Origin of the sequence: Pseudomonas xionganensis (assembly GCF_009763245.1) — a bacterium.
Lineage (GTDB): Bacteria > Pseudomonadota > Gammaproteobacteria > Pseudomonadales > Pseudomonadaceae > Aquipseudomonas > Aquipseudomonas xionganensis.
The window spans coordinates 1,442,948-1,468,351 of the sequence record NZ_WKJZ01000001.1; the positions used below are offsets into that span (position 1 = coordinate 1,442,948).

A 25,404-nucleotide genomic window follows, 5' to 3' on the forward strand; every position below is an offset into this window, starting at 1 on the left:
CTTGGGTCTTCAATGGTGGTCGGGTGACAACGCAAGGCACACCGTCGTTGGCCTCGCTGTTCCGGTCTATCCCGTGTGGCGCTGGGGCGCCTGTTCTTCTGGGCCGTGGTCGGCCGGAGGCAATACTAGAACGTTTGCGCCTGTGCTGTCTCGCTTTGCGGCGCCTGGGCTAGTGCTCGGCCGGTTTAAGGCCATGGGTTTGCAGGATGGCGGCAATCCTGCCCTGTTCGGTCAGTTGCCGCAGGCCCTGGGCGAAGGCTGCAAATTGCGCTTGGCTGACCTTCTTGCGCGAGAAACCGATGCCATAGGAAATCTCCGCCAGATGCCCCGCACGGCGCACCCGATAGGAGGCGTTGTGGGTGGTCAGGTGGCGCGCCACGTCGCTGTTGAGCACCACCAGGCCATCGCGACCGAAGCGCCCAGCGTTGAGCATCAGCATCAGGCGCTCATTGTTGGTGGTCATCTGGATCTGCACATCCTTCACTCCCTTGAGCAGTTCGCCGAGCACGAAGGAGGTGCCGGAGGGGCCATACACGCCAATCACCTTGCCGTGCATGCGCTGGGCTGGCGATAGTCGAATTCATTGCCGCGCAGGCTGTACACGTCATAGCGCGAGGTCACGATCATGGGGGTGATATGGAAAGCCTGCTGCCGGGCCGGTGAGTCGATAACGGTGAAAATGCCATCCACCAAGCCGTCTTCGGCCAGTTGCAATGAACGCCGCCACGGAAACACTGCAAAGCTGCAGTCGTAACTGAGGTGGGCGCAGACGGCCTGAGCCACTTCGGTGATGGCGCCGCCGACATGGGCACCGCGGGAGAAGGTAAAAGGCGGGAATTCTTCGGTGACAAAGTGCAGCGTCTCGGCCCGCGCATCAGGCAATGCCAGCGACAGGCACAGGGCCAGCCAGAGACTACGGATCAGCATCACTCATTCCCTAAGACTGCTATCGGCAAGAAGCTGGCCTAGATGTCAGCTTATGGCCAGTTGCCGCTATTAGTAACAGGACGATCAGTAATGCGCCAGCGGCATAAGTGCCACGGCACGGGTGCAATTGTCAGCTGTGATGGTCTTGGTGGCATTGCCGGAGCGCGCCTTGTACGCGCTCCGGCTGCGGGGCTTAGCCGCGGTAGTAACGCTGCGGCACAAAGGGGGTCTTGGCCACTTTCATGGCCACGCGCTTGCCGCGCACCATGGCCCATACCGGGGTGTCGACTGCGACGAAGGCGCTCTGTACATAACCCATGGCCACCGGCGCGCCCAGGGTCGGGCCAAAGCCGCCGCTGCACACCGTGCCGATCACAGTGCCGTCGGCGTCGACGATTTCCGCACCCTCACGTACCGGCACGCGCTCCTGGGGCAGCAGGCCGACACGCTTGCTGGCAACGCCATCGCGTTGCTGTTCGAAGATGCGCCCGGCCCCGGGGAAGTTGCCGGCGCGCAGGCCGTCCAGGCGGCGGGCCTTGGAAATGGCCCAGAGCAGGCTGGCTTCGATCGGTGTGGTGGCGGTGCTCATGTCATGGCCGTACAGGCACAGGCCGGCCTCCAGGCGCAGGGAATCGCGGGCACCCAGGCCAATGGCCTCGACTTCCGGCTCGGCCAGCAGGCTGCGGGCCAGGGTTTCGGCGTGCTCGGCCGGCACCGAGATCTCGAAGCCGTCCTCGCCGGTGTAGCCGGAGCGGCTGACGAAGCAGTCCACACCCAGCAGACGCACGGGGGCGAACTGCATAAAGGTCATCTTGGCGACTTCCGGGGCCAGGCGCGCCAGCACGTCGACGGCTTTCGGGCCTTGCAACGCCAACAGTGCGCGGGCTTCGAACAGGCTTTCGATCTCGCACTGGCTGCCAATATGTTTTTGCAGGTGGGCCAGGTCCTGGTCCTTGCAGGCGGCGTTGACCACCAGGAACAGGGTGTCGTTGCCCAGGTTGGCCACCATCAGGTCATCGAGAATGCCGCCGTTGTCATCGGTGAACATGGCGTAGCGCTGCATGCCCACCGGCAGGTCGATGATGTCCACCGGTACCAGGGTTTCCAGGGCGCGGGCGGCGTGTTCGCCACGCAGGACGATCTGGCCCATGTGCGAGACATCGAACAGGCCGGCGGCGTCGCGGGTGTGCAGATGCTCCTTCATCACGCCCAGGGGATACTGCACCGGCATGTCATAGCCGGCGAACGGCACCATACGGGCGCCCAGTTCGATATGCAGGGCATGCAGCGGGGTTTTTGCCAGGGTTTCAGTGGTCATTGCGGTTTCCTGTAGGGTGCGCCGTGCGCACCGGTTGAGAAGCGATGGTGCGCATGGCGCACCCTACAAATCAGCACTCGATGATATTGACGGCCAGGCCGCCACGAGCGGTTTCCTTGTACTTGTTGTTCATATCGGCGCCGGTCTGGCGCATGGTGCGGATCACCTTGTCCAGGGATACGAAGTGCTGGCCGTCGCCACGCAGGGCCATGCGTGCGGCGTTGATGGCCTTGACCGAGCCCATGGCATTGCGCTCGATGCAGGGCACCTGCACCAGGCCGCCGATGGGGTCGCAGGTCAGGCCAAGGTTGTGTTCCATGCCGATTTCGGCGGCGTTTTCCACCTGTTGCACGCTGCCACCCATGACCTCGCACAGGGCGCCGGCGGCCATGGAACAGGCCACGCCCACCTCGCCCTGGCAGCCGACTTCGGCGCCGGAGATAGAGGCGTTTTCCTTGTACAGGATGCCGATGGCGGCGGCAGTGAGCAGAAAACGCACCACGCCATCCTCGGTTGCACCGGGGACGAAGCGGCTGTAGTAGTGCAGTACCGCCGGCACGATACCGGCCGCGCCGTTGGTGGGTGCGGTGACCACCCGGCCGCCGCTGGCATTTTCCTCGTTGACCGCCAGGGCATAGAGGTTGACCCAGTCCATCACCGTCAGCGGGTCGCGCAGGCTGGCTTCGGGGTGGCGGCTGAGCTGGCGATGCAGGCTGGCGGCGCGGCGCTTGACCTTGAGCCCGCCGGGCATGATGCCTTCATTCTGGCAGCCGGCTTCGACGCAGTCCTGCATCACCTGCCAGATGCGCAGCAGGCCGGCGCGGGTTTCGGCTTCTGGGCGCCAGGCGGCCTCGTTGCTCAGCATCAGCTGGCTGATCGACAGCTTGTGCTCGGCGCAATGCGCCAGCAGCTGCTTGGCGGTCTTGAAGGGGTAGGTCAGGGGGGTCTGGTCTTCTACAATGCGGTCGGCGCCTGCGGCCTGTTCATCCACCACAAAGCCGCCACCCACTGAGTAGTACTCGCGCGAACGGATCTGCAAGCCGGCGGCGTCGAAGGCGCGGAAGATCATGCCGTTGGGGTGAAAGGTCAGGGGCTTGCGGATCAGGGCCAGATGCTGCTTCTCGACGAAACGGATGGTCTTTTCGCCGAGCAGATTGAGCTGGCCGCTGCTGCGGATCTGTTCCAGGCGCGCCGGTACCGACGTGGTGTCGACCAGGTCCGGCTGTTCACCCTCCAGGCCCAGCAGCACGGCGGTGTCGCTGCCGTGGCCCTTGCCGGTGGCACCGAGCGAGCCGTACAGCTCAACCTTCAGTGAATCGGTGGCGGCCAGTAGATCATCGCGGCGCAGGCCGTCGGCAAAGCGCAGGGCGGCCAGCATGGGGCCCACCGTGTGCGAGCTGGAGGGGCCGATACCGATCTTGAAGAGATCAAAAACGCTAAGTGACATGCTGTCTCCGGTGTCTGGTGCGGCCGCCCTTGTGGGGCAGCCTCTGTGCGGCACGGCGGATAGCCGTGCCGGTCTGGGCAATATGTGCAGCCGTTTTAGACAGCGTAGACCGGGAAGGTGGCACATAGATCGGCCACCTGACCGCGAACACGCTCGATCACGGCCGGGTTGTTCAGCTCATCGAGGATGTCGCAGATCCAGCCGGCCAGGGTGCGGCACTCGCCCTGCTTGAAGCCGCGGGTGGTGACGGCCGGGGTGCCGATACGGATGCCGGAGGTGACAAAGGGCGACTGCGGGTCATTGGGCACGGCGTTCTTGTTCACCGTGATATGCGCTGCGCCCAGGGCGGCGTCGGCGGCCTTGCCGGTCAGGCCCTGCTTGACCAGGCTGATCAGCATCAGGTGGTTGTCGGTACCGCCGGAGACCACGTCATAGCCGCGAGCGACAAAGACCTCGGCCATGGCCCGGGCGTTGTCGATGACCTGCTGCTGGTAGGTCTTGAAGCCTGGCTCCAGCGCCTCCTTGAAGCATACCGCCTTGGCCGCGATCACATGCATCAGCGGGCCGCCCTGGCTGCCGGGGAACACGGCAGAGTTGAGCTTCTTCTCGATCTCTTCATTGGCCTTGGCCAGGATCAGGCCGCCACGCGGGCCGCGCAGGGTCTTGTGGGTGGTGGTGGTCACCACATCGGCAAAGGGCAGCGGATTGGGATACAGCCCTGCCGCGACCAGGCCGGCGACGTGGGCCATATCGACGAACAGGTAGGCGCCAACCTTGTCGGCAATTTCACGGAAACGGGCGAAATCCAGGGTGCGCGAATAGGCGGAAAAACCGGCAACGATCATCTTCGGTTTGTGTTCGAGGGCCAGACGCTCGACCTCGGCATAATCGATCAGGCCGTTCGCGTCGATGCCGTACTGCACGGCGTTGTACAGCTTGCCCGAGGACGACACCTTGGCACCGTGGGTCAGGTGGCCGCCGTGGGCCAGGCTCATGCCCAGGATGGTATCGCCGGCTTGCAACAGGGCGAGATATACAGCCGAGTTGGCCGAGGAGCCGGAGTGCGGCTGTACGTTGGCGTAGTCGGCGCCGAACAGGGCCTTGGCGCGCTCGATGGCCAGGGCCTCGACCACATCCACATGCTCACAACCACCGTAGTAACGCTTGCCCGGATAGCCTTCGGCGTACTTGTTGGTCAGGCCGCTGCCCTGGGCCTGCATCACCCGCTGGCTGCAGTAGTTTTCCGAGGCAATCAGCTCGATATGGTCTTCCTGGCGCTGCTCTTCGGCGTTGATCGCAGCGAGCAGGGCATCGTCATAACCTTGCAGTTGATCGTGCTTGCTGAACATGGTGAGGCCCTCTTTATTGTTTTATAGGGATGCAACTGACCCGCCCCGGGTAGGGGTTAGTCGAAATTCTGGGGTGAAGCTGAACCATTCCCTCTCCCCTTCGGGGAGAGGGGTAGGGAGAGGGGCTGCGTAGACAACCGCTTTACCCTCTCCCCCCGGCCCCTCTCTCAGGGGGAGAGGGGTGGTTCTTTACGCGTCCTGATAGGCCTCGATGGACGGGCAGGCGCAGATCAGGTTGCGGTCGCCGAACACGTTGTCCACGCGGCCCACCGGCGGCCAGTACTTGGCCTCGATCAGGCTGGCCACCGGATACACCGCCTGCTCGCGGCTGTAGGGGTGGGTCCATTCGCCGACCAGTTCCAGGGCAGTGTGCGGAGCGTTTTTCAGCGGGTTGTCGTTGGCATCCAGCTGGCCGGCTTCCACCGCACGGATCTCGTTGCGGATGGCGATCATGGCGTCGCAGAAGCGATCCAGCTCTTCCTTGGATTCGCTTTCGGTCGGCTCGATCATCAGGGTGCCGGCCACCGGGAAGGACATGGTCGGGGCGTGGAAGCCGAAGTCGATCAGGCGCTTGGCCACGTCGTCAACGCTGATGCCCGAGCTATCCTTGAGCGGACGGATATCCAGGATGCACTCATGCGCAACCAGGCCGTTGCTGCCGGTGTAGAGCACGGGGTAGTGCTCTTCCAGGCGGCGGGCGATGTAGTTGGCATTGAGAATGGCCATCTGCGAGGCGCGCTTGAGGCCTTCGCCGCCCATCATGCTGATATACATCCAGGTGATCGGCAGGATGCTGGCGCTGCCGAACGGTGCGGCGCTGACCGCACCTTCTTTACGCGCCATATGACCGTGGCCGGGCAGGAAGGGGATCAGGTGCTCCTTCACGCCGATCGGGCCGACGCCCGGGCCGCCACCGCCGTGGGGGATGCAGAAGGTCTTGTGCAGGTTCAGGTGCGACACGTCGCCGCCGAACTGGCCCGGGGCACACAGGCCGACCATGGCGTTCATGTTGGCGCCGTCGATATACACCTGACCGCCGTTGTCATGGATGATCTGGCAGATCTCGCGGATGCCTTCCTCGAACACGCCGTGGGTGGACGGGTAGGTGATCATGATCGCGGCCAGGCGATCCTTGTGCTCTTCGGCCTTGGCCTTGAGGTCGGCGATATCCACGTTACCGCTGCTGTCGCAGGCGGTCACCACCACGCGCATGCCGGCCATGCTGGCGGTGGCCGGGTTGGTACCGTGGGCCGATTGCGGGATCAGGCAGATATCGCGCTGATCATCGCCACGGCTCTGGTGGTAGGCGCGGATGGCCAACAGGCCGGCGTACTCGCCCTGGGAGCCGGCGTTGGGCTGCAGGGAGATGCCGTCGTAACCGGTAGCCGCGCAGAGCATGCCTTCCAGTTCGGTGGTCAGCTGGGTGTAGCCGGCGGCCTGCTCGACCGGGGCGAAGGGGTGCAGGTTGCCGAACTCCGGCCAGGTCACCGGCAGCATCTCGCTGGCGGCGTTGAGCTTCATGGTGCAGGAGCCCAGCGGGATCATGCTGCGATCCAGGGCCAGGTCCTTGTCGGCCAGCTTGCGCAGGTAGCGCATCAGCTCGGTTTCACTGTGGTAGCGATTGAATACCGGGTGGGACAGGATTTCCGACTCGCGCAGCAGGCCCTGTGGCAGCTGGGCGCTGACACCGGCAGCCAGCTCGGCGAATGCCGGTACGGCCTTGCCGCCTGCAAATACCGCCAGCAGGGCTTCAACTGCGGCCTGGTCGGTGGTTTCGTCCAGGGACAGGCCCAGGCGCTCGCCGTCGATTTCACGCAGGTTGATCCCGGCCTTGCGAGCCGCAGCGTGCAGCTCGGCGGTTTGGCCGGCGGTGTTGATGCTCAGGGTGTCGAAGAAGTGCTCCTGCTCGACGCTGTAGCCCAGCGCGCTCAGGCCCTTGGCCAGGATCGCGGTGAACTGGTGTACGCGCTGGGCGATCTGGGTCAGGCCTTTCGGACCGTGGTACACGGCGTACATGCTGGCAATGTTGGCCAGCAGCACCTGGGCGGTACAGATGTTGCTGGTGGCCTTCTCGCGGCGGATATGCTGCTCGCGGGTCTGCATGGCCAGGCGCAGGGCCGGCTTGCCGAAGCGGTCGATCGACATGCCGACCAGGCGGCCCGGCATATCGCGCTTGAACGCATCGCGGGTGGCGAAGTAGGCGGCGTGCGGGCCACCGAAGCCCAGCGGCACACCAAAGCGCTGGGCGCTGCCCAGGGCCACGTCGGCACCGAACTCGCCCGGCGGGGTGAGCAGGGTCAGGGCCAGCAGGTCGGCGGCCACGGCGACCAGGGCATTGGCGGCATGGAAGCGCTCGACCAGTTCGCGGTAGTCGAAGATGTCACCGTTGCTGGCCGGGTACTGCAGCAGGGCGCCGAAGTAGGCGCTGGCGTCAGTGATGGCGGCTTCGTCACCGATCACCACCTCGATGCCCAGCGGCTCGGCACGGGTGCGCAGCACGTCGAGGGTCTGCGGATGGCAGTGTTGCGAAGCGAAGAAGGCGTTGCTGGCCTTGTTCTTCGACAGGCGCTTGCAGAAGGTCATGGCTTCGGCAGCGGCGGTGGCTTCATCCAGGAGGGAGGCGTTGGCGATCTGCATACCGGTGAGGTCGCTGATCAGGGTCTGGAAGTTCAGCAAAGATTCCAGACGGCCCTGGGAAATTTCCGGCTGATACGGGGTGTAGGCGGTGTACCAGGCCGGGTTTTCCAGCAGGTTGCGCAGGATCGGGCTGGGGGTGTGGGTGCCGTAGTAACCCTGGCCGATATAGCTCTTGAACTGCTGGTTCTTGGCGGCGATGGTCTTGATCCTGGCCAGGGCGTCGGCTTCCGACAGGCCCGGCTGGTCGCCGAGGATGCTGGTGCCCTTGATGCTGGCGGGGATCACGCTGTCGGTCAGCGCGTCCACCGAGTCATAGCCCAGCAGTTCAAGCATGGCGGCGGTGTCGGCATCGCGCGGGCCGATATGGCGGGCGATAAATTCGTTCTGGGTGGTCAGCTTGGTCATCACGATCTCTCAGGCGTCAGCATTGGCGTTGAGCAGGCGCTCGTAGGCGGCCTGGTCGAGCAGGTCGGCTACCGCGCTGGCATTGGCCGGCCGGAAACGGAAGAACCAGCCCTTGCCCAGGGGATCTTCGTTGACCAGCTCAGGGCTGGATTCTAGCTCGCCATTGACCTCGACCACCTCACCGTCCAGCGGCATGGCGATATTGCTGGCTGCTTTTACCGACTCCAGCACCGCCACTTCATCACCCTCGGCGTAGCCCTGCACTTCCGGCAGCTGGACGAACACCACGTCACCCAGGGCTTCCTGGGCATAGGCGGTGATACCCACGGTCACCAGACCATCGGCATCCTGACGCAGCCATTCGTGCTCGACGGTAAAACGCAATTCGCTCATGTGTACTCCTCAAGGGGGATGACTCGCCCTTTCTCTGCGGGGCGATGTGGGCGGGGCTCGCCGGGCGGCGAGTCGGTTGGGAAGACCTTAGCAAACTAGGTGCCATTCTTATTTTTATCAATAAAATCATACAGTTAAGCGATTTAGATGGTTGTATTCAGGTTTCTTTGTAATGAAATCGATACAAATGGAGGGCCTGGGGTTCTGCCTCGCATGTGCGGGTCGCCACTGCTGCCTGCTCCAGGTTTTGTTTCGATTTCATTACGATGTATCTAAATCGATACATTCCTTCGGGTGGCTGCGTATTCATACCGGCTATGGCGCCTTATCGGCTGTATCCATGGCAGGTCGGTAAAGGCCCGCCACAGGGCGCTATTCACTCTTTCGGATGACAGTGGATTACTGCTTTCGAGCGCTTATCCAGTGCCTGGCGGCTGGTTAGCGTGACGGCTCTTTCACATCACCTGCTTTTCAGGAGAGCCGCATGAGAACAACAACAAGACATGCCGTCTTCCAGCCCCGGACTCTGGCTGTTGCCATCGCCCTGGGTTGCGTTGCACCAGCCCAGGCCGTGAACTTCAGCCTGGGCGAAATCGAGGGGCAGTTCGACTCCTCCCTGTCCATCGGTGCCAGCTGGTCGGTACGCGGTGCGGACCCGGACCTGGTGGGCACCCGCAACGGCGGCAAGGCTTCTTCCCAGACCAATGATGATGGCCGGCTGAACTTCAAGCGCGGCGAGACCTTCTCCAAGATCTTCAAGGGTATTCACGATCTGGAACTGAAGTACGGCGACAGCGGGGTGTTTGTCCGCGGTAAGTACTGGTACGACTTCGAGACCAAGGATGAAAGCCGTCTGCTCTACGACATCGACGACAGTAACCGCAAGACCGCAGCTCAGGCTGCCGGCGCCGAGATTCTCGATGCCTTCGTCTATCACAACTACAACCTGGGCAATCTGCCGGGCAGTGTGCGGGTCGGCAAGCAGGTGGTCAGCTGGGGCGAGAGCACCTTTATCGGCAACTCGATCAACTCGATCAATCCGGTGGATGCGGCCGCCTTCCGTCGCCCGGGGGCGGAGATCAAGGAGGGGCTGATTCCGGTCAACATGTTCTATATCGCCCAGAGCCTGACCGACAGCCTGTCCATGGAGGCCTTCTACCAGCTGGAGTGGGACCAGACCGTCATCGACAACTGCGGCACCTTCTTCGCCCCCAGCGATACCGCCGCCGATGGCTGCGCGGACCGCCTGGTGGTGGCCGGCGCCGATGTGGCCCCGGGCCAGTCGAACAACACCGGTGCACCGGGCAATCCCGTGTATATCCCCCGGGCCGGTGATCGCGATGCCCGCGACAGCGGCCAGTATGGATTGGCGCTGCGCTGGTATGCCGAGCAGCTGAACAACACCGAGTTCGGCCTGTACGCGATGAACTATCACAGCCGTTCGCCCAATGGCAGTTTCCAGATCACCCGCGATGGCACGCCCCAGACGGCTCGCTACTTCCTCGAATACCCCGAGGATATCCGCCTTTACGGCCTGAGCTTTCAGACCACCCTGGGCGCCACTTCGGTGGCCGGTGAACTCAGCTACCGGCCCAATATGCCCATGGGCATCAACTCCACTGACCTGACCTTTGCCTCCCTGGGCTCTGCGGTTTCCCCGGTGTTTACCAGTGGCCATGCCGAGGCCGTGCTGGGTGGGGATATCCCGGGCTATGTGCGCAAACCCTTTACCCAGGCCCAGGTGACCGCTACTCACTTCTTCGACCGGGTGCTCGGCGCCAGTCGTCTGACCCTGGTGGGGGAGGTGGGTTACAACCATATCAGTGGCATCGACAGCGGCGTCGGTGAACTGCGTTTCGGTCGTGACCCGGTCTATGGCATCGGCGAGCTGGCCGCGCCGGCCGGCACCTGCGAGTTGGGGTTGAATATTCCCAACCCTGATCAGTGCAACGACAAGGGCTTCTTTACCAGCAGCTCCTGGGGCTATCGCCTGCGCGCCATCGCCGACTACAGCAACGTGTTCGCCGGGGTCAACCTGTCGCCGAGCATCGCCTGGTCCCATGACGTCGACGGTTACGGGCCGAACTTCAACGAGGGCAGCAAGGCCATCAGCCTGGCCCTGAACGCCGACTACCAGAACACCTATACCGCCAGCCTGGCCTACACCGACTTCTTCGGCGGCGATTACAACACCCAGATCGACCGCGATTTTGTCGCGCTCAGCTTCGGCGTGAACTTCTGATCAACTCTGCGCAAAGGATCCGTAACCAATGAAAAGCACAAGAATCCTGCAAACCGCGGCACTGGGCCTGAGCCTGCTGGCCTGCAGTGTCATGGCGGCAGTTTCCGAGCAAGAGGCGGCGCAACTGGGCACCACGCTGACGCCCCTGGGGGCGGAAATGGCCGGCAATGCCGATGGCAGTATCCCGGCCTGGGGCGGCGGTTTGCCCCGCGATGCCGGGGCGGTGGATGGCAAGGGCTTCCTCGCCGATCCCTTCGCGGCTGAGCAGCCGTTGTTTACCATCACCGCGAGCAACGCCGCGCAGTACCAGGACAAGCTGTCTCCCGGCCAGCTGGCCATGCTCAAGCGCTACCCGGACAGCTACAAGATCCCGGTCTACCCCAGCCATCGCACCACGGCGGTGCCGGAGGCCATCTATGCCGCGGCCAGGCGCAGCGCGCTGAACACCAGCGCCATTGACGGAGGCAACGGCCTGCAAAACTTCAGCGACAGCCGTTACTACGCCTTCCCCATTCCCAAGAATGGCGTCGAGGTGGTGTGGAACCATATCACCCGCTACCGCGGCGGCAACGTCAAGCGCCTGATCACCCAGGCCACGCCGCAGACCAATGGCAACTACAGCCTGGTCAAATTCGAGGACGAGGTGGCGTTCCCGGCCGATATGCCCGATGTGGATGCGGCCAAGGCGGCCAATGTGCTGCTCTACTTCAAGCAGCGGGTGACCGCGCCGGCGCGTCTGGCCGGTAACGTGCTGCTGGTGCACGAGACCATCGACCAGGTCAAGGAGCCGCGCCTGGCCTGGATCTACAACGCCGGTCAGCGCCGTGTGCGCCGTGCCCCCCAGGTGGCCTACGACGGGCCGGGCACCGCTGCCGATGGCATGCGCACCGCCGACAACTTCGATCTGTTCTCCGGCGCCCCGGATCGCTACGACTGGAAGCTGGTGGGCAAGAAGGAGATGTATATCCCCTACAACAGCTTCAAGCTGGATTCGCCCAGTCTGACGTACGACGAGGTGATCAAGGCCGGGCATATCAACCAGGACCTGACCCGCTACGAGCTGCACCGGGTATGGGAAGTGGAGGCGACCCTGAAATCCGGCGAGCGGCATATCTATGCCAAGCGCCATATGTACTTCGATGAGGACAGCTGGCAGCTGGCCCTGGTCGACCACTACGACGGCCGTGGCCAGTTGTGGCGGGTGGGCGAGGGGCATGCCCAGCAGTACTACAACCATCAGGTACCGGGTTACACCCTGGAAGCCCTTTACGACGTGATTGCCGGTCGCTACCTGGCCCTGGGCATGAAAAACGAGGAAAAGTCCGCCTACAGCTTCGGCTTCAAGGCCAGCGGCGCCGACTACACTCCGGCGGCCCTGCGCAGCTCAGGGGTGCGCTAACGCCCGCCACTGCATCGTCACGACTCCGTATTGAGCGGCCTTCGGGCCGCTTTTTTTTACCTGCGGTGCAGGGCGGCTCGGGGTGGGGCTCAGGTCAGTTCGACCGCTTCCTCGGTGTCGACTCTGGCCTTGGCACTTTCCCGTGGGCGGATATATTTCCAGTCCGCTTCGTCGATATAGATGCCGCCCGGGCCGCTGCCGCCTTCCAGGTCGATGGCCACATGGGCCGAGACTTGCGGTTTGACCGAGGCCAGGATCGGCACAAAGCCCAGTTGCAGGCTGGTTTCGATCAGGGCCTGCTGGTTCTTCTCGTCGATATCCGCGGCCTCGTCCAGGTAGTAGGGCAGGCGCACCTTGCCGGCCTGCTCGCGGTCCATCAGGTGCAGCAGCAGGTACATATTGGTCAGGGCCTTGATGGTCATGGTGGTGCCGTTCGACGCCGCGCCATCGATATCGGTATGGATCACCGGGGTGCCGTGCACCTTGGTGATTTCGAAGGCCAGCTCGAACAGGTCCTTGAGCCCCAGCTGGTTGCCGTTGGCCGCCACCAGGCGCGACAGGTAGTCCTTGGCTTCCTCGTTTTTGGCGTCCTGTTCGCTGCTCTGCTGCAGGTCGAACACCGACAGGGTTTCGCCTTCCTCGTACTGGCCGGCGCTGTGGATGATCTGGTCGATATGGCGCAGGGCCTCCTTGTTCGGCGCCAGAACGATACGGAAGCTCTCCAGGTTGGACACCTGGCGCTTGTTGATCTCGCGGTTGAACAGCGCCAGCTGGTGTTCCAGGTTGTCGTAGTCGCTGCGGATATTGCGCAGGGTGCGGGCGATATCGGTGACCGCCGCACGTCTGGCCTTCGCTAGAGTAAGGGCTTCGTCCTGGCGATGGGCGTAGGCGTTGACCAAGAGCTGCAGGCGGCGCTCCACATCGTCTTCGCTGTCGAACTTGGCCACGCCTTTCAGGCGCACCTGGGCATACAGCGCCTCGATCTGCCCGTCGACACGCTGCAGGCCCTGCCAGGCGTCCTGGTAGTCGTTAAGCAGCGGCAGCAGGTTGTCCAGGCTGTCGTCAACAGGATCGGTAAAGGGCGTGCCGAACGGCAGGTCGGCCGGCAGCAGCTGGCGGCGGCGCAGGGCGTCTTCCAGGGTGCGCTCCTTGGCCTCCAGATCGGCCAGTTGGCGGCCCACCAGTTGCAGCTTGGCGGAGAGCTGCTGCACACGCTCGGTAAAGGCGTCGCTGGCGCGCTTGAGTTCGTCCTGGGCGGCTTCCAGCTGGACCAGCTGCTCCAGTTTGTGCGGCTCTTCAACCGCCAGGGTCTGGCTTTTGCGGAAGTCTTCCAGCGCCTTTTGCGCATCCAGCACGGCCTGGTACAGCGCCTCGGCCTGGGCCTTGCTGGCGGCGCGGTCATTGGCCACCGCCTGCTGGGTCTTGAGCTGCTTGAGTTCGCGCTCCAGGCGATCCTTCTGGTCGCGCAGGGCGGCGCGGTCGGCCAGGGCCTGCAGGACCGGCGGTTCGATATGGGTCAGGTCGATGGACAGGCCCGGCACGCTAAAGGTGTCGCCCTTGAAGCGATCCAGCACCGCCTCCACGGCCTTGACCCAATCCTCGCCCTCGGCCTGGATGCCTTTCTCGCCCAGCGGCAGACTGAACAGCTGGCCATTGAACAGGCGCATCAGGCGGTCCACATCCTGCTGGCTAAATTCCTCGCGCAGGCGCGAGTAGCTGTTGTTGTCGGCGTGATCGAGCTGCTGCTTCACCGATTTCAGGCGTTTTTCCAGATCGCGCAGGCGCTCGTCCAGATCCTCGGCGGAGAACTGGCGCGACTGCGCCAGGGCACCGGCCAGCTCGTCGTGGGCGTCCTTGGCCGCCAGCAGCTGCTCTTCCAGCACCTTGGCGTCGTCCACCAGGGCGAAGCGGTTCTTCAATACCGCCAGCTCACCCAGCCAGCGCTGGATCTCGCTGATCTCGCGCTCCAGGCGCATCAGTTCCTGGGTGCCGCCACGCTGTTCCTGCTGCAGACCGTCCTGCTCGCCGCGGTAGTGCTCGGCCTGGATCACCAGTTCCTCGCGGCGCGCGCCGGCGTAGTCGTGCCAGGTGCCGAGCAGCGAGTCGAGCAGCGGCGAGAGGCGATGCAGCTTGCCGCGCAGCAGCTCGCGCTGGGCCACGCCGCCGGCCAGGGCCTCGATGAGCGGGCCAGCGGCGACCAGGGCCTGGTAGTCCTGCTCCATACGCCGCACATCGCGGAACGCCTCTTCGGTGGCGGCGATATAGTCGACGCTGCCCGAGCGCAGGCTGTGCTCGAAGGCATCGAGAAACAGCTGCTTCAATTTCGCAGCGGTGATCTCGCGCATATGCAGCAGGTTGATAAACAGGGCGCGGAAGGTCTTCAGGCTCTGCTCGCTGGTGGAGCGCAGGGGGATCAGGGTTAGGTCCAGGGGGATCGAGGTGTGCCCGCCCACCAGCAGGCGGCGCAGCTCCTCGGGCTTGAGTTCATAGGCCTTGATCCCGGCACGCTCCAGATTATTGAACAGTTCGCGTTGGCGCAGGCAGGTGCCGTTCTGTTGGTAATGCTCCAGATCCAGTTCGCCGGCATAGGCGAAGAACTGGTGACCGAAGCCGCCGCCCGGGCCGCGCCCGGCCACGCCGATCACATGGGGGCCGTGGGGCAGGGCGACTTCGACGAGGATATAGCTGGTGTCAGAGGCGAAGTAGAACTTGCGCGACTGCTCCAGGCTGTACTTGCCGAAGCTCATGTCCGACATGCGCGCCAGGATCGGGAACTGCAGGGCGTTGATCGAGGCGGATTTGCCCAGGTTGTTGGCGCCATAGACCGACAGCGGGTTTTCCAGGGGGAAGATCCCCAGGCTGTAACCGGCGGTGTTCAACAGGGCGAAGCGGCGGATGCCGTAGCGTTCCTGGCTCATGCATCTATCTCCTGGGCTTCACGTTCTTCGGCCATGGCGCGGGCCAGGGCGACTTCTTCGTCTTCAAGGTCGTCGTCGGCTGCTTCCAGGCTGACGATCGGCTCTTCCTCGGGCTCCTCGCTGACCAGTTCCGGCAGGGGCAGGGCACTGTGCAGGGTGGCGGCCAGGTCGCGGTCCTGCTGCACCGACAGGCACACATCGAGGAAGCGGTGCATGGGCGCGAGGAAGCGGTAGATGCCGTTGTCTTCACTGGCAAAGCCCAGCTGAGTCAGGCGGCGCATGACCTTTTCTTCCAGCTCCTCAATGGTGGTGACTTCGGCCTGGAGGAACAGATCGCGGTATTTTTCCAGCAGCGCCGGCAGCTCGTCACGGCCCAGGCTGCCGCCGTCCAGCACCGCCAGCGGATCGCGGCCCTGGTCGGCCAGATGTTCAACGAGGATAAAGGTAAACAGTGCCAGGCGCTGGGCGGTCTTGTTGACCTGGGCACCCATCTGCTCGGGGACAAAGTAGTAGAAGCCGCGGCTGTCGCACACCAGCTCGAACCCCTGGGCCTTGAACAGCGCGCGGTAGGCGTCCTGCTGGCTGGACAGCTGGGTGTACAGCTCCGGGTTGCTGCGGCTGATATGGTAGCCCTTGAACAGCTCGCGGAAGATCGGCGCCAGCTGGGTCAGTTCCTTTAGGTCGATATTCATAGGTGATGCTCGCAGGCAGTCGTAGGGTGGAAAACCGAATAGCGCTTTCCACCGTGAAGAGGGTTGGTGGCGGACAAGCTGCGCGTTGTCCGCCCTACGCAATGCTGGAGTAGGGTGGACGACGCTTCATCCGTCCACCGCTCGGCAATCGCCAATGCGGACAAACAGGGCGTTGTCCGCTCTTCGCCGCGCTTAAGCATTGGGGCGACCCACCAGGGCAAAGGAGCTGAGGCTGACCTGATGCTCGCGGGTCAGGTAGTCGCGGCGCTCCAGGCGTTCGCGCTGGAAGCGGGCATCGCGCGACAGGCGCGAGAACCAGTAGAGCAGCTCGTCGGTGGCGCCTTCCGGCTCCTGTTCCAGCAGCCAGGTCATCAGGTCCGGCAGGGGCAGGGCCTGTTCGCAGCGCTCGATCATCTCGCGGGCGGTGCGCGGCGCCTTGGGCGCCGGGCCGCGGCGGCTGGCGCTGGCCTTGGGGAACTGCGCCGGCTTGGGCTGGAAGCGCGCCAGGGCGTAGACATAGGCCTCGACCTGGCTGGCGCTGCCGAGAAAGGTGCTCTGCGGTCGGCTGAACAGCGGCATGCTGGCCTGCGGCAGGGCGTCCAGGCCCTTCTTGCGGATCACCGACAGGGCCAGGGCCGCGCCACGGGTCACGGCGTTGTGCCGGCGCGCTTCCTCGCGCAGTGGCAGCAGCAGCTCACGGGCGCGGCGCAGGGTCAGCTGGGCGGTGGTCTGCATTTCCAGGATGCGCGCATGGGTGCGCAGCAGCAGGTCGTCGTCAACCAGCTGACCGAGGCGCTGCTGCTCGCCGAGCAGGCGCAGCAGCACATGTTCGACGCGGTACACGCCCTGCTCGAAGGCGCCGTCGGCGGCCACCAGCTGGATCATTGGCTCGACATACTCGTCCCAGGTGGCCAGCACCTCGGCGTAGCGTTGGCGCAGAGGGATCTGCCGATCGCTGGTCTTGGCCCGCTCGGCCACGGCCACCAGGGCCTGCTCGTCGTTGGCCAGCTTCTTCAAAACATCGCGCACGCGCATATCCAGCAGGCGCAGCTGGCGCGCCAGATCACTGGCGTCGCGCACCTCGAAGGCGTCCTGGATATAGCCGGCCAGGCGCTCCAGGTGGCGCAGGTAGGCCTCGATCTCCAGGCACAGGCCCAGGCGGTGTTCGCGGCGCAGGTAGGCGAGAAAGTCATGGATCTGAGCATTCAGTTCGAAGCGGTTGGGGCTCTTGGCCACCGGCACCAGGATATCCAGGCGAATCCACTGGTCGAGCAGGGCGGTCACGTCGGTGGGCGTGCCTTCCGGCAGCTGGGCGGCCAGCTGGTTGCGCAGCTCCACCAGGCTCAGGGTGCCGGCGTCGAAGCGCTCGCACAACGGCTCCAGCAAGGTCCAGTGTTCGGCAAGGGCGCGCAATACGCGCTTGGGGTCGATCATCGGGGCAGGCGCTCCGCGGCTTTCGCAAAAAGGGGCGATTGTACTGCATGCAGGGGGCAAGGCTTGAGTGCCGGTTATCGTTCCATGGCAGGTAACGCCCGGTGTGACTATGGGTAACAGTGGGGCCGGGGCTGACACTTTTCTGGCGTCGTTTTACCCGGATTTTCTCGACTATGGGTTGGCACGCTGGGGCAGCAGGCTTTTTATAGTGCTATCCAAGGCCGTCCGCCTTTGGCTGGCGGCGCCTATAACAATAAAGGATCACGCCATGCGCTCGCCCTTTCGCCTTGCCCAAACCGCTATCGCCTGTGTTTGCGCGGCTCTTTTGAGCACGGCTGCCCAGGCGCGCATGGTGGAGCTGGAGGACAGCGAGCTGTCGGATATCACCGGGCAGGCCTTTATCAACCTGACCACCGACAGCGCCAACGGGCTGGATTTCACCCGGATCAATTTCGGTATGGATGTGGCGGCCCAGCTCAATATCAAGAAGTTGCAGCTGGGCCTGTATTCACGGGCGGGTGAGGCAGCCAATACCGCCGATATCGATATCAATAACTTCGCCCTGGGCACGGTTGACGATGCCACTGGGCAGGTCAATCCCTTTCTGATCAAGAATCCTTTTCTTGAACTGGCCTATTCGGGCAACAAGGTGGTGGGCGTGCGCCTGGGCTTTAGCGAAGCCCAGGGTTATCTGTCCGGGGATATCAACCGCATGACCGGCAATATCGCCGTGGATCTCTACGGCAAGGGCAGCTACCTGGCCACGCAGATGAACTGCGCCTGGTATGACCTGATCTGCGCCAGTGCCAAGGGGTTGGTGGGCGGTGCCTATGCCAACAGTGATTTCAGCGCCCAGGCCCAACTGGTCAATGGCGTGGGGGATCCCGATCCGGTGCGCGCCACCATGATCGGGATGGTGGATGGGCAGAAACTGTCGATCCCTTCGGGCTCCGGTTTCGACAATTTTCTGCTGAGCCTGTTTTCTTCGAGCAATTGCGAGTTGCTCAGTACCCAGACCTGCTTCCCCCTGGCCAACTATGGCAGCTTCCCGATTGGTCAGCTCAACCCCAATAACAGCCAGCAGTTTGCCAGTGCCGCCAAGGGCGTATTTCTCTCCATGCAGAGCCAGAACGTGCAGTGGCGCGATCAGCAGGACGCCAGCAAATTCATCACCGCCCTGGCGGGTGCTTTTATGAATATCCCGCGCAATGCCGATGGCTCGGCGGCGATCAATACCAGTTTCCAGGAAGCCTTTAACGGTATTCCGCGGCAGGACACCTGCTTCGGAACCGCAGACAGGGGGTGCTGAACATGGGCAAGTGGCTGCCGTTGTTGTTGCTCCTGGGGATCACCCAGGCCCATGGCGAAATGGTTGCCCTGGAGGATGACGAACTCTCCGCGGTGCAAGGCGCCGGTATCGGCTTTGTGCTCGATGGCGTGCTGTTCGACGCCAACCAGGCCACCATCACCATCAACGATATCAATAACGCCAACGGGCAGAACGTGCCGATCTCGGTCAAGGAGTTCTACCTGGGTGCCACCGGCAGCAACAAGGGCGCGGTGCTCAACCCGGTGACCATCGGCCGTCTCGATCACCCCTTTACCCTGGGGCTGGCCAAGGGTGAGGATCTGCGCAGCCTGCGCGATGACGGAGCCTGGGTGCAGACCACGCCGAACAATGTCAGCGTGCTGCAGCTGAATTTTCCCGAGCGCCTGATCGGTGTGGGCGGCCAGGCCTGTATCGCCGGCTTCGCTGCCGCCGGCAGCAACTGTTCGACCCGTGCCGAAGGGCGGGTGGATATGGGCATTCGCTTCGACTTTCAGGTGGCCGCCGGGCGTACCGACATCCTCAATATCGATATCGCCGAGCTGGTGATGGATGGCTCCTACCTGCGTCTGTGGGGGGATGATCCCCGAGCGCAGTTGGTGGGCGAGGCGCGGGTGAATATCTTCGCCAAGAGCCTGGAGCTGATGTCCTGCGCCGCCGGTGCCGCCAACTGTGCGACCACGGCCGAGCAGGCGGCGCGCACCGCCTACCTGACCAACGCCTTTGCCAATATCGCCCTGGGTTACGGCAAGAGTCAGCCGTTGCTGTTCGACGTCAACAGCAATGGCCAGTTTGTGCTGGAGCTGCCCAACCCGGTGGCCGCCGGCACCACCCAGGCCGAGCGCAATGCCCTGGCCGCGGATTTCTACGCCAATGCGCCGCGTACCAACCTGGTGATCGGCAACCTCAACTTCGGCGGCACTCGCCCGGGCTACGGCCAGGTGCCCACCGGCGGTTACAACTTTGGCCAGAGCGAGATTCGTGGCCTGAGCTTTAACTATCTGAAGGTGACCAGCCGTGACCTCTAGACTGCTTGCGCTCTGCGTGATGCTCCTGAGCCTGCCGGCCCTGGCCGAAATGCAGGCGCTGGATGACGAGACCCTGAGCCAGCTCAACGGCCAGGGTGGGGTTTATCTGTCTGGCGAGTTCAGCATCAACAAGGATGGCGGGGTGCTCTGGAGTCTGCCGCTGAATAACGACCCGGCTACCTGGAGTGCTGATCAACGCAGCTGCGCCACCCCCGGCGCCAGTGCGGTGGAGCATTGTGGTCTGCGCATTGCGGTGCGCAGTGAAGCCGATGGCGGCTGGTATGTGCTGGACAATATGAAGGGCATTTTCAGCTTCGAGGGCCTGACTCTGCGCACCCGCACCATCAACGATGGCTTCGGTGGCGATGGCGCCAATTTCAATCAGGACGTATTGGAGTTCGGGTTGCCCAGCGAGGTGAAGTTCAAGGACGGCAGCTTCGCCTTTGGTGTGGCCAATCAGGGCGGCTGGCAGAACAGCTCCCTGAGCCAGGCCAATGGCGGCAACCCGGCCTATCAGCAGACCAATATCTTCTCGGCCAAGATCGACGGCAGCATCCGTATGCAGGGCAATGTCCTGATCTTCCCGAAGTAGAGGAGCCCTGTCATGGCCCGTTATCCGCTGCTCTTGCTTGCTCTGCTTAGCCCGCTGGCCCAGGCCATGCAGGCCCTGGACGACCAGAGCCTGTCGGCGGTCAGCGGCCGTGATGGCATCAGCCTGCAGACCACTGGTGGCGCCTGGTCGGCCAGCAGCATCGACTACGGCCAGGATGGCCAGACCCTGAGCCTCAAGGGCGTCAGCAGCCAGAATCAGCTGCTGGGCAGCAGCTCCACCACCACTATCGATGTGCAGGACGGTCGTCTGCATGTGCAGCACAGCGGCGCGGCGCAGATGCTGGCCATCGACAATATCGAGCTGGCCGGCAGCAACAAGAGTTTCGGCGCCTTCCGTGCCTTCTATACCCTGGGCGGCAGCCTCAAGCTCAGCGGCGGCGGGGCCAGTGGGGTGAGCGGCTTCTCGGTGGATGACAGCCAGCTGTCGCTGAGCGCCGCCACCTTCTATTACCGCGACAACGGCTTCGACCTGATAGTCCAGGGCCTGTCCTTCGACACCTATCTGAACAACGCCTATGTGGACATTGTCAGCGGCGGCAGCGGCCAGGAGGTCAAGCTGGATCTGGGCAGCTCGCGCTTTGTCGCCTCCATCGCCGGCATCGGCCTGGATCTGGCCCATGGCGACCCGATCCCGGGCGTGCCGGTGACGCCGGGCGCGCCGGATCTGCGTGATGCCAACGCCGGGCGCAGCTTCGGCCAGCTGCACATGGACCTCAACCTGGGCGGCAGCCTGAGCATCGGCAGTGGCGGCGCCAGTGGCGAGGGGCTGCGCATCAAACCCAATATCAGCATCAGTAACAGCCTGTTCCAGTATCAGGACGAGGGCGTGCTGCGCGCCGAGAACTTCGCCGGCAGCCTGATCAGCAACAGCGGCATCACCCTGGACCTGGCCCAGGATGGCCAGGGCAGCTATGCCCAACTGGCCTTCAGCGACCTCAAGTTCAACGCCACCCTGGGCGGCCTGATCATGGGCAACCCATCCAACCAGAAGCTTGGCAGCCTGGCCGTGGACCTCAACTTCCTCGATCAGGGCGCGCGGCAGAACTGGGTCAAATTGCGTCCGGGCGGTGATAGCAACTCGGGCCTCAAGGGCATCAGCGCCGATGCCAGCTGGAATATGGTCGACAGCTCCCTGGCCCTGACCGATAACGGCAACAGCATGTGGTTCAGTGGCCTGCGCACCCATGGCAGCGGCCAGTTCACCCTGGATATCACCAAGAGCTGCGCCGCCGGCGTCAGCGCGGGCTGTTATGCCGGCAGCAACAGTGATCTCAATAGCGGCGGTTATAACGGCCACTTCGACGGCCTGCGCCTGGGCCTGAACAATGTGGTGGGCAGCTACAGTTTCGACGGCCTGCGCGTGGGCAGTGCCGATGCGCCTTTGCAGGGCGGCACCGAGCTGCTGGTGCTGATGGAGATCTTCCCCGCCTACGACTTCACCCTTAACGGCCAGATTACCCTGCAGCCCGGTGGTTTCTCGGGGGATGGCCTGCGTTACAACGCCGACTTCTATATCAGCGAAGCCAATGCCGCGGTGACCGTGGACGAGAATGGTCGCGGCCTGTGGCTGGCTGGCAGCAGCTACGAGATGCACTACCGCGACGGTTCCCTGGATGTCAGCAACAATGGCGTGGAGCTGCGCAAGGGCACCTACTGGTCCAAGCTGGATGTAGGCGATTTGCGCTGGGGTGACCGCCACACCGGCACCAGCCTGGGTCGCCTGGTACTCAAGCGCTTTGAGCAGGGCTCGACCTTGGCGCTGAGCTCCGGCGGTGCCGGCGCTCTATGTGTCGGTGGTAGCGGCAGCTCTTCTGCGGCCTGCGTGGCCAGCGGCGGGCGCTGGGAGGATCGTGGCGACGAGGGGCTGTCGGTCAAGCTGAAGAACGTCTTCGTCCGTGATGGCTCGGGCAACCCGGCCAATGCCGTGTCCAGCAACGACAAGCGCAACCAGATCATCCTGGAGACCGACCGCGTCGGCGGCGTCAACGGCACGGGCAGTCAGCTGGTGGTGGACAACTTCCACACCTCCGACGCCAACCCGGGCAATCCGGCGGCCAACAGCTACGGCTTCAATGTCGACCTCAACCTGGATGTGGCGCCGACCCGGGTGTGCGACAAGTCGGCTGCCGGCTGTCCGGTGGTCAGTCCCGACCCCCTGGGTTTTGCCGTCAACGCCCGGGTGCACTTCAAGGAAATGAATATCGACCGGGTGCAGCATGTGCACCCCACGGGCGGGGCGGTCACCTCCATGTACGGGGTCAAGCTGCAGAACGCCGATATCCGCGCCAACCTCACCGCCACGCCGATCAACTGACACGCCACTGTCATGGCCGTTCAGTAGGGTGCGCCATGCGCATCAAGGCTTCGTGCCGCGCGCCCTGCAATTGGCGTTACCTATGCAACCGGTAATCGCCGGTTGTACAAAAAATCTCCAATTGCCCTTTCGATATGCGCCGGTTGTCGGCACAATTCGCCTCCACTTTTTTGGGGGAGGCTTCTGAGCTTCCCGTTAGCCGACCTTGCAGGGGCAGCGCCATGATCAAAACGCCTTACTACCTGATCGACAAACAGAAGCTGCTGGGCAATCTGGAGAAGATCGCCTATGTGCGCGAACACTCCGGGGCCAAGGCGCTGCTGGCGCTCAAGTGCTTCGCCACCTGGTCGGTGTTCGATCTGATGCAGCAGTATATGGATGGCACCACGTCCAGCTCACTGTATGAGCTCAAGCTCGGCCGGCAGAAGTTCGCTGGCGAAACCCACGCCTACAGCGTGGCCTGGGCCGATGACGAGATCGAAGAGATGGTCGCCAACTGCGACAAGATCATCTTCAACTCCATCGGCCAGCTGGAGCGCTTCGCCTCGCAGACCGAAGGCACCATTCGCGGCCTGCGGGTCAATCCCCAGGTGAGCAGTTCTGATTACCTCTTGGCCGACCCGGCCCGGCCGTTCAGCCGCCTGGGTGAGTGGGACCCGGAAAAGATTGCCGGCGTGATGGATAAGATCAGCGGCTTTATGTTCCACAACAACTGCGAGAACGCCAGCTTCGAGCTGTTCGACCAGATGCTGACCACCATCGAGGAGCGCTTCGGCCACCTGCTGGCGCAGGTTCAGTGGGTCAGCCTGGGTGGCGGTATTCACTTTACCGGTGAAGGCTATCCGCTGGATCAGTTCTGTGCGCGCCTCAAGGCCTTCTCCGAGCGTTTCGGCGTGCAGGTCTATCTGGAGCCGGGCGAAGCCGCCATTACCCTGAGTTCGTCCCTGGAAGTCACGGTGCTCGACACCCTGTACAACGGCAAGAACCTGGCCGTGGTCGACAGCTCCATCGAAGCCCACATGCTCGACCTGCTGATCTATCGCCTCAATGCCAAGATGGCGCCGAGCGATGGCGAACATACCTATATGGTCTGCGGCAAATCCTGCCTGGCCGGCGATATCTTCGGCGAGTACCAGTTCGACAAGCCGCTACAGATCGGTGATCGCCTGTCGTTTATCGACGCGGCCGGTTACACCATGGTCAAGAAAAACTGGTTCAACGGCCTGAAGATGCCGTCCATCGTGGTCAAGCAACTCGACGGCAGCGTCGAGGTGGTGCGCGAATTTGGCTTCGACGATTACCTGTCCAGCCTGAGCTGATCCGTAGGGTGGATGACGCTTTTTTCATCCACCTGCGCGATGACCGAGCGGTGGACGGGTAAAGCGCCGTCCACCCTACGTGTTGTAAACCCGTAATACCTGTCTCTAAACCGCAACACCCTGGAGGTGAAACAATTGAAGAAGAACGTTCTGATCATTGGTGCAGGAGGTGTCGCCAAGGTGGTGGCCCACAAGTGCGCGCAGCACAACGACGAACTCGGTCGGATTGCCATCGCGTCGCGCAACATCTCCAAATGCCAGGCCATCATCGACAGCGTCAAGGCCAAGGGCAGCTTGAAGCAGCCGGCCGAGATCCAGGCTTACGCCCTGAACGCGCTGGATATTGAAGCAACCAAGGCACTGATCCGCGAGACCGAATCGCAGATCGTCATCAATGTGGGTTCGGCCTTCCTCAATATGTCGGTGCTGCGCGCCTGCATCGATACCGGCGCCGCCTACCTCGACACCGCCATCCACGAAGAGCCGGGCAAGATCTGCGAAACGCCGCCCTGGTACGGCAACTACGAGTGGAAGCACCTGGCCGAGTGCCAGGAAAAAGGCATCACCGCCATCCTTGGCGTGGGTTTCGACCCGGGCGTGGTCAACGCCTATGCCGCTTTGGCCCAGCAGCAGTACTTCGACAGCATCGAGTCGATCGACATCCTCGACGTCAACGCCGGTTCCCACGGCAAGTACTTCGCCACCAATTTCGACCCGGAAATCAACTTCCGCGAATTTACCGGGCAAGTCTGGAGCTGGCAGAACAGCCAGTGGACCAGCAATACCATGTTCGAGGTCAAGCGCACCGACGACCTGCCGGTGGTCGGCGTACAGAATCTGTACCTGACCGGGCATGACGAAGTGCATTCCCTGTCCAAGCACCTGAACGTGCCCAATGTGCGCTTCTGGATGAGCTTCGGTGAGCACTACATCAATGTGTTTACCGTGCTGAAGAACCTCGGCCTGCTCTCCGAACAGCCGGTAACCACAGCAGAAGGTCTGCAAGTGGTGCCGCTCAAGGTGGTCAAGGCCGTACTGCCGGACCCAGCCTCGCTGGCCCCGGGCTATAGCGGCAAGACCTGCATCGGTGACCTGGTCAAGGGCACCAAGGACGGCAAACCGGCCGAGCTGTTTATCTACAACGTCGCCGACCACAAGGACGCCTATGTCGAGACCGACAGCCAGGGCATTTCCTACACCGCCGGTGTACCGCCGGTGGCGGCTGCCCTGCTGGTGGCCCGTGGCGAGTGGGACGTGGCGCAGATGGCCAACGTCGAACAGCTGCCGGCCGAGCCGTTCCTCAAGCTGCTCGATGTAATGGGCCTGCCGACCCGGATTAAGGACGCCAACGGCGACCGTCCCTGGGATCAGGCCCTCTGATTGGCTGCGCGTCGGCCAGGCGTTGTTGAAAGCGCGCTCTGACAGCTCATTTACAGCAGTAAACTCCGCGTCCTCGCGCACTTTCGCCTAGCCTGACTCTAGCTCGCTCAATCAGCCTAGCGCCCGCCATCTTGGTGGGCGTTTTGCTTTCTGGGGCGTGGGAGGGGCTTTAGCCGCGACCTGGCATTGATATCCGCCGCGCTTCCCGCCCGCGGCATTTCACGCGACAATCGCAGGTCTATGGGCCACCCGATGCAGGTGGC

At 63.3% G+C, this 25,404-nt stretch carries 18 protein-coding genes; 8 read left to right on the forward strand and 10 right to left on the reverse strand.

The features are described 5' to 3' along the window. Window positions 1-169 precede the first annotated feature (169 nt). The 7 genes from GJV18_RS18620 to gcvH all read right to left on the reverse strand — a co-directional run bounded on the left by GJV18_RS18620 (window position 170) and on the right by gcvH (window position 8,476). On the reverse strand, window positions 170-556 hold the full coding sequence (locus GJV18_RS18620; protein ID WP_233280076.1) for a type 2 periplasmic-binding domain-containing protein: 387 nt from the start codon (window positions 554-556) through the stop codon (window positions 170-172). Continuing rightward, window positions 541-927 carry a transporter substrate-binding domain-containing protein gene (locus GJV18_RS18625; protein WP_233280077.1) on the reverse strand — a complete coding sequence of 129 codons (387 nt, stop codon included), beginning with the start codon at window positions 925-927 and terminating at the stop codon, window positions 541-543. The genes GJV18_RS18620 and GJV18_RS18625 overlap by 16 nt, the downstream gene beginning before the upstream one ends. A gap of 193 nt (window positions 928-1,120) precedes the next feature. After that, window positions 1,121-2,245 (reverse strand): glycine cleavage system aminomethyltransferase GcvT, encoded by a 1,125-nt coding sequence (gene gcvT / locus GJV18_RS06610; protein ID WP_160343908.1) that lies wholly within the window; start codon window positions 2,243-2,245, stop codon window positions 1,121-1,123. Window positions 2,246-2,315: 70 nt separating this feature from the next. Next, complete coding sequence (locus GJV18_RS06615) at window positions 2,316-3,692, reverse strand: L-serine ammonia-lyase (protein ID WP_160343909.1); 1,377 nt, start codon at window positions 3,690-3,692, stop codon at window positions 2,316-2,318. A 95-nt stretch (window positions 3,693-3,787) separates the two neighbouring features. Continuing rightward, on the reverse strand, window positions 3,788-5,041 hold the full coding sequence (gene glyA / locus GJV18_RS06620; protein WP_160343910.1) for a serine hydroxymethyltransferase: 1,254 nt from the start codon (window positions 5,039-5,041) through the stop codon (window positions 3,788-3,790). A 189-nt stretch (window positions 5,042-5,230) separates the two neighbouring features. Further along, entirely contained in the window at window positions 5,231-8,083 is a 2,853-nt protein-coding gene (gene gcvP / locus GJV18_RS06625) for an aminomethyl-transferring glycine dehydrogenase (RefSeq protein ID WP_160343911.1), read from the reverse strand. A 9-nt stretch (window positions 8,084-8,092) separates the two neighbouring features. After that, the gene (gene gcvH, locus GJV18_RS06630; protein ID WP_160343912.1) at window positions 8,093-8,476 is read right to left on the reverse strand and encodes a glycine cleavage system protein GcvH; all 384 of its coding nucleotides are present in this window, start codon (window positions 8,474-8,476) and stop codon (window positions 8,093-8,095) included. Window positions 8,477-8,960: 484 nt separating this feature from the next. On the opposite strand from gcvH, the gene GJV18_RS06635 reads away from it, so the two are divergent. Together GJV18_RS06635 and GJV18_RS06640 are read left to right on the forward strand one after the other, a co-directional pair. Then, window positions 8,961-10,718: a DUF1302 domain-containing protein gene (locus GJV18_RS06635; RefSeq protein ID WP_160343913.1), complete on the forward strand. Its 1,758-nt coding sequence runs from the start codon at window positions 8,961-8,963 to the stop codon at window positions 10,716-10,718. Window positions 10,719-10,746: 28 nt separating this feature from the next. Then, a complete protein-coding gene (locus GJV18_RS06640; RefSeq protein ID WP_160343914.1) occupies window positions 10,747-12,117 on the forward strand; it encodes a DUF1329 domain-containing protein in 1,371 nt (456 codons plus the stop codon). Between the two features lie 89 nt (window positions 12,118-12,206). Here GJV18_RS06640 and mksF read toward each other — a convergent pair whose 3' ends face one another. The 3 genes from mksF to mksB form a co-directional block, all read right to left on the reverse strand. Continuing rightward, window positions 12,207-15,035: an Mks condensin complex protein MksF gene (gene mksF / locus GJV18_RS06645; RefSeq protein ID WP_160343915.1), complete on the reverse strand. Its 2,829-nt coding sequence runs from the start codon at window positions 15,033-15,035 to the stop codon at window positions 12,207-12,209. Beyond that, window positions 15,032-15,727 (reverse strand): Mks condensin complex protein MksE, encoded by a 696-nt coding sequence (mksE, locus tag GJV18_RS06650; RefSeq protein ID WP_160343916.1) that lies wholly within the window; start codon window positions 15,725-15,727, stop codon window positions 15,032-15,034. Before mksE ends, mksF begins: the two co-directional genes overlap by 4 nt. 192 nt (window positions 15,728-15,919) lie before the next feature. Then, window positions 15,920-17,161 carry an Mks condensin complex protein MksB gene (gene mksB / locus GJV18_RS06655; RefSeq protein WP_160343917.1) on the reverse strand — a complete coding sequence of 414 codons (1,242 nt, stop codon included), beginning with the start codon at window positions 17,159-17,161 and terminating at the stop codon, window positions 15,920-15,922. A 268-nt stretch (window positions 17,162-17,429) separates the two neighbouring features. Here mksB and GJV18_RS06660 point away from each other — a divergent pair, with 268 nt between their 5' ends. The 6 genes from GJV18_RS06660 to GJV18_RS06685 all read left to right on the forward strand — a co-directional run bounded on the left by GJV18_RS06660 (window position 17,430) and on the right by GJV18_RS06685 (window position 25,141). Then, window positions 17,430-18,470, forward strand: a complete 1,041-nt coding sequence (locus tag GJV18_RS06660; RefSeq protein ID WP_160343918.1) for a DUF6160 family protein — start codon at window positions 17,430-17,432, stop codon at window positions 18,468-18,470. Window positions 18,471-18,472: 2 nt separating this feature from the next. Beyond that, window positions 18,473-19,516 carry a hypothetical protein gene (locus GJV18_RS06665; RefSeq protein ID WP_160343919.1) on the forward strand — a complete coding sequence of 348 codons (1,044 nt, stop codon included), beginning with the start codon at window positions 18,473-18,475 and terminating at the stop codon, window positions 19,514-19,516. Beyond that, window positions 19,506-20,108, forward strand: coding sequence for a DUF6160 family protein (locus GJV18_RS06670; protein WP_325065245.1), 603 nt, complete (start codon window positions 19,506-19,508; stop codon window positions 20,106-20,108). The genes GJV18_RS06665 and GJV18_RS06670 overlap by 11 nt, the downstream gene beginning before the upstream one ends. Before the next feature lie 12 nt (window positions 20,109-20,120). Next, complete coding sequence (locus GJV18_RS06675) at window positions 20,121-22,442, forward strand: DUF6160 family protein (protein ID WP_160343920.1); 2,322 nt, start codon at window positions 20,121-20,123, stop codon at window positions 22,440-22,442. A gap of 221 nt (window positions 22,443-22,663) precedes the next feature. Continuing rightward, a complete protein-coding gene (locus GJV18_RS06680) occupies window positions 22,664-23,761 on the forward strand; it encodes a carboxynorspermidine decarboxylase (protein WP_160343921.1) in 1,098 nt (365 codons plus the stop codon). 135 nt (window positions 23,762-23,896) lie between these two features. Further along, window positions 23,897-25,141: a saccharopine dehydrogenase family protein gene (locus tag GJV18_RS06685; protein WP_160343922.1), complete on the forward strand. Its 1,245-nt coding sequence runs from the start codon at window positions 23,897-23,899 to the stop codon at window positions 25,139-25,141. The last annotated feature ends 263 nt before the right edge of the window (window positions 25,142-25,404 follow it).

Coding starts and splice junctions, on each gene's coding strand:
- GJV18_RS06665 (WP_160343919.1), top strand. CDS start 18,473: ATGGGCAAGTGGCTGCCGTTGTTGTTGCTCCTGGGGATCACCCAGGCC.
- GJV18_RS06680 (WP_160343921.1), top strand. CDS start 22,664: ATGATCAAAACGCCTTACTACCTGATCGACAAACAGAAGCTGCTGGGC.
- GJV18_RS18620 (WP_233280076.1), bottom strand. CDS start 556: ATGCACGGCAAGGTGATTGGCGTGTATGGCCCCTCCGGCACCTCCTTC.
- GJV18_RS06635 (WP_160343913.1), top strand. CDS start 8,961: ATGAGAACAACAACAAGACATGCCGTCTTCCAGCCCCGGACTCTGGCT.
- gcvP (WP_160343911.1), bottom strand. CDS start 8,083: ATGACCAAGCTGACCACCCAGAACGAATTTATCGCCCGCCATATCGGC.
- mksF (WP_160343915.1), bottom strand. CDS start 15,035: ATGAGCCAGGAACGCTACGGCATCCGCCGCTTCGCCCTGTTGAACACC.
- gcvT (WP_160343908.1), bottom strand. CDS start 2,245: ATGACCACTGAAACCCTGGCAAAAACCCCGCTGCATGCCCTGCATATC.
- gcvH (WP_160343912.1), bottom strand. CDS start 8,476: ATGAGCGAATTGCGTTTTACCGTCGAGCACGAATGGCTGCGTCAGGAT.
- glyA (WP_160343910.1), bottom strand. CDS start 5,041: ATGTTCAGCAAGCACGATCAACTGCAAGGTTATGACGATGCCCTGCTC.
- mksE (WP_160343916.1), bottom strand. CDS start 15,727: ATGAATATCGACCTAAAGGAACTGACCCAGCTGGCGCCGATCTTCCGC.
- GJV18_RS06675 (WP_160343920.1), top strand. CDS start 20,121: ATGGCCCGTTATCCGCTGCTCTTGCTTGCTCTGCTTAGCCCGCTGGCC.
- GJV18_RS06615 (WP_160343909.1), bottom strand. CDS start 3,692: ATGTCACTTAGCGTTTTTGATCTCTTCAAGATCGGTATCGGCCCCTCC.
- GJV18_RS06640 (WP_160343914.1), top strand. CDS start 10,747: ATGAAAAGCACAAGAATCCTGCAAACCGCGGCACTGGGCCTGAGCCTG.
- mksB (WP_160343917.1), bottom strand. CDS start 17,161: ATGATCGACCCCAAGCGCGTATTGCGCGCCCTTGCCGAACACTGGACC.
- GJV18_RS06660 (WP_160343918.1), top strand. CDS start 17,430: ATGCGCTCGCCCTTTCGCCTTGCCCAAACCGCTATCGCCTGTGTTTGC.
- GJV18_RS18625 (WP_233280077.1), bottom strand. CDS start 927: ATGCTGATCCGTAGTCTCTGGCTGGCCCTGTGCCTGTCGCTGGCATTG.